The following is a 3,956-nucleotide window of genomic DNA, read 5'->3' on the forward strand; positions in this document are numbered from 1 at the left end:
GGCGGGCCGGCGTCAAGTCGGGGCCTGAAAGGGCAAGGGTGTCCAGCGCGGCGAAAAACAACTCGCCATAGCGGTTCAGCAAGGCCTCCGCCAACGCCTNCTTGGAGGGAAAGAAACGGTAGAGGGAACCGATGGCGGTGTTGGAACGCGCCGCCACCTCCGTCATCGTGGCGGCGGCGTAGCCCTTTTCGGCGAAGACGGCCATCGCGGCATCCATCAGGGCGGCCACGCGCAGCCGGCCGCGCGCGCGCTTGGGCGCCCGCCCCCCGGTGGCGTCGGTGCTGGCGGCGGTGCAGGGCTGCCGCGCCCCGTCGGTCGCCGTTGACTTTTGCGAGGACATCCTCAACTATCCGTTATGCGAGACTATCCTCGCATAACACAGCCCCGGCCCGCCGTCACTTCCTGAAGGGGAGATGACCAGACCGGCCAGGGACAGCGTTCCAGGACCGATAGCCCCCGTGCCGCGCGACCTTTCCCCCGATCAACCGCCGGGCGTCCGGCACCTGCCGTCGCTGGGTCAACGGCCGGCGCCCGTGCAATGGGGCGTGCTGCTGGCGTTGTCGGCCGCGCTGGTGGCGATGCTGGAGGTGCTGCACCTGCCGGCCGCCCTGCTGCTGGGCCCCATGTTGGCGGGCATCATCGTGGCGGGGTGCGAGGGCACGGTGCGGGTGCCGCGCCTGCCCTTCCTGCTAGCGCAGGGCGTGGTCGGCTGCATGGTGGCCCGCAGCCTCACGCCCGCCATGCTGCAGGAGATGGTGGCACGCTGGCCGCTGTTCCTGCTGGGCGTGCTGTGGACCCTGGCGGCCAGCGCTGGCCTGGGCTGGTGGCTGGCGCGGCGCCAGGTGCTGCCCGGCACGACGGCCGTCTGGGGCTCCTCCCCCGGCGGGGCCACGGCCATGGTGCTGATGGCCGGATCCTATGGCGCCGACATGCGGCTGGTGGCCTTCATGCAATATTTGCGGGTGGTGATCGTGGCGGCCGTCGCCTCCACCGTCGCACGGCTGTGGGGCGTGCCCGCCGGGGCCATGGCCCCGGCCGTCAACTGGTTTCCCGCCCTGGCCTGGGGGCCCTTCGCCGCCACGCTGGCCCTTGTCGTCCTGGGCGTGGGCCTCAGCCGCGTGCTGGGCCTGACGGTGGGGCCCCTGCTGCTGCCCATGGGCATGGCCATCCTGGCGCGCGACACCGGCCTGTTCACCCCCAGCCTGCCGCCCTGGCTGCTGGCCCTCAGCTACGCCCTGGTGGGCTGGGCCATCGGCCTGCGCTTCACCCGGCCCATCCTGGCGCACGCCGCCCGCGCCCTGCCCCGGGTGCTGGGCGCCATCCTGGCGCTGATCGGGCTGTGCGGCGTCTGCGCCTTCCTGCTGACGCGGCTGGCCGGCCTGGACCCGCTGACCGCCTATCTCGCCACCAGCCCAGGGGGCGCCGACTCCGTGGCCATCATCGCCGCCTCCACGCCCGTGGACGCCGCCTTCGTCATGGCCATGCAGACCGTGCGCTTCCTGCTGGTGCTGATCACCGGCCCGCGCCTGGCCCAGTTCATGGCCCGGCGCCTGGGCACGAGACTGGATCCCGCAACGCCTGAAACGGGAGGAACCGCATGAGGACCACCCTGGACAGCGGCCTGACCCCTCATCTCCTCGAGCGTGGCCCGGGCGCCCCGCCCACGGGCACCCCCAAGACGGGCGCGACCAAGGGCTATTGGCTGGGCCGCCTGCTGCGCGGCCTGCGCGCCAGCGACGCCCGCCTGGTCATCAATCACCCCTATGTGAAGGAGGCGCCGGACAGCCTGCGGCTAAGCAGCCCGGCCTTCACCGACGGCGCCCCCCTGCCCCGGCGCCATGCCGGCGGCGGCGTGGGCGACAACCTGTCCCCGGCGCTCAGTTGGACGGGCGTGCCCGCCGGCACGGCGGCGCTGGCCCTGGTGATGCAGGACCCGGACGCGCCCCTACCCCGGCCGGTGACCCACCTGCTGGCCACCGGCATAGCCCCCACGCGCAAGGCGTTCGAGGAGGGGGAGCTGTGCCCCCAGGTGGGCAATGGCGTCACCCTGGGCCGGGGCCTGCTCGGCCGCGTCGGCTATGCCGGCCCCCGGCCGGTGCGCGGCCACGGCCCGCACCGCTATGTCTTCCAGCTGCTGGCCCTGGAACACCCGCTGGCCCTGCCCGAACTGCCCAGCCTGGGCGACCTGCTGGCCGCCTTGACGCCCCAGACCGTCCTGGCCTGGGGGGCGCTGACGGGAACGTACGAGCGGGCCTGAAGGCCCTATTTCCCCGCCTGGTCGGCCGGCACGACGAAGCTGTCCATCACTTTCTTCGTGCCGGAGTGTTCGAAGTAGATCTCCAGCTTGTCGTTCTCCACCGCCTTGACCACGCCGTAGCCGAACTTCTGGTGGAAGACGCGGGCGCCAGGGCGGAAGGGGGCGTCGGGGCGGGCACGGGGGGTGACGTCAAGGGCCGTGCCCTCGATCAGGCGGCCGGTGCGGTTGCCCGCCGGGGCCTGGCGGCCCATGCGGTTGAAACTGTCGCTGAAGCTGTCGCCGCGCGCGCCCCAGGACGATCCGCCCCGGCTGTAGCCACCATCGCCACCACCGCCGGCCATCCCTTGTCCCCAATGGCCGGAGGTCAGGCCGGGGTCGTTCTCCACCGCGATGTGCTCATCCGGCAGTTCGCCGATAAAGCGCGACGGCAGGCTGGTGGACCAGGTGCCGTGGATGCGGCGGTTGGCGGCGTGGCTGATGTAGACGCGCTTGCGCCCCCGCGTGATGCCAACATAGGCCAGGCGCCGCTCCTCCTCCAGGCCGGCGATGCCGTTCTCATCCAGGGTGCGCTGGCTGGGGAACACCCCCTCCTCCCACCCCGGCAGGAAGACCACGTCGAACTCCAGGCCCTTGGCGCCGTGCAGGGTCATCAGCGAGACCTGGGCCGAGTCCACCGTCTCCGCGTTCTCCATCACCAGGCTGACGTGTTCCAGGAATCCCAGCAGGTTCTCGAACTCGCCCATGGCGTTGACGAGTTCCTTCAGGTTTTCCAGGCGGCCCGGCGCCTCCGGCGTCTTGTCCTCCTGCCACATGCGGGTGTAGCCGCTCTCATCGAGGATGGCCTGGGCCAGGTCGGTGTGGCGCACCGTGTCCATCTGCGCGCGCCAGCGGGCGAAGTCCTCCACCAGGCCGCGCAGCGTGGAGCGCACCTTGGGCTTCAGCTCATCCGTCTCCGTCAGGCGCCAGGTGGCCTCCAGCAGCGGCACGCCCAGCATGCGGCTGGCCTGGTACAGCTGCTGGACGGTGGCGGGGCCAATGCCACGCTTGGGCGTGTTGATGATGCGTTCGAACGCCAGGTCGTCCGCCGGCTGAGCCACCACCCGCAGGTAGGCCATAGCGTCGCGAATCTCCAGCCGCTCATAGAAGCGCTGGCCGCCCACCACACGGTAGGGTAGGCCCAGGGTGATGAACCGCTCTTCGAACTCCCGGGTCTGGAAGCCGGCGCGCACCAGCACGGCCATATGGTCCAGGCCCACGCCCTTGCGCTGCAGGGCCTCCACCTCATCGCCCACCCAGCGGGCCTCGCTATCGGCGTCCCACAGGCCGCGCAGGCGCACCTTCTCCCCGCCCTCGGCCTCGGTCCACAGGGTCTTGCCCAGGCGGCCCTGGTTGTGGGCGATGATTCCGGCGGCGGCCCCCAGGATATGGCCGGTGGAGCGATAATTCTGTTCCAGACGGATGACCTTGGCGCCGGGGAAGTCCTGCTCGAACCGCAGGATGTTGCCCACCTCCGCCCCACGCCAGCCGTAGATGGACTGGTCGTCGTCGCCGACGCAGCAGATGTTGTGATGCCCCTGGGCCAGCAGGCGCAGCCACAGGTACTGTGCCACGTTGGTGTCCTGGTACTCATCCACCAGGATGTAGCGGAAGCAGCGGTGATAGTCCGCCAACACATCCGAATGCGCCTGAAAAGGGTGAT

4 protein-coding genes are annotated in these 3,956 nt (G+C 70.9%); 2 read left to right on the top strand and 2 right to left on the bottom strand.

The genetic code is table 11. The features are described from left to right. Positions 1–340, bottom strand: a 340-nt coding sequence (locus tag I55_RS31290) for a TetR/AcrR family transcriptional regulator (protein ID WP_148294073.1), incomplete at its 3' end; no start/stop codon positions are given. 118 nt (positions 341–458) lie between these two features. On the opposite strand from I55_RS31290, the gene I55_RS31295 reads away from it, so the two are divergent. Together I55_RS31295 and I55_RS31300 are read left to right on the top strand one after the other, a co-directional pair. Further along, positions 459–1,601, top strand: coding sequence for an AbrB family transcriptional regulator (locus tag I55_RS31295; protein ID WP_252181381.1), 1,143 nt, complete (start codon positions 459–461; stop codon positions 1,599–1,601). After that, a complete protein-coding gene (locus I55_RS31300; RefSeq protein WP_049974685.1) occupies positions 1,598–2,257 on the top strand; it encodes a YbhB/YbcL family Raf kinase inhibitor-like protein in 660 nt (219 codons plus the stop codon). The genes I55_RS31295 and I55_RS31300 overlap by 4 nt, the downstream gene beginning before the upstream one ends. A gap of 5 nt (positions 2,258–2,262) precedes the next feature. On the opposite strand, the gene I55_RS31305 is transcribed toward I55_RS31300, so the two are convergent. Continuing rightward, the coding region (locus tag I55_RS31305) for an ATP-dependent helicase (RefSeq protein WP_044564652.1) at positions 2,263–3,956 on the bottom strand (1,694 nt) is incomplete at its 5' end.

Origin of the sequence: Azospirillum sp. B4 (assembly GCF_000333275.1) — a bacterium.
Lineage (GTDB): Bacteria > Pseudomonadota > Alphaproteobacteria > Azospirillales > Azospirillaceae > Nitrospirillum.

What these genes read in the sequence shown, in the direction of transcription:
- I55_RS31300 (WP_049974685.1), top strand. Translation starts at nt 1,598, where the DNA reads ATGAGGACCACCCTGGACAGCGGCCTGACCCCTCATCTCCTCGAGCGT.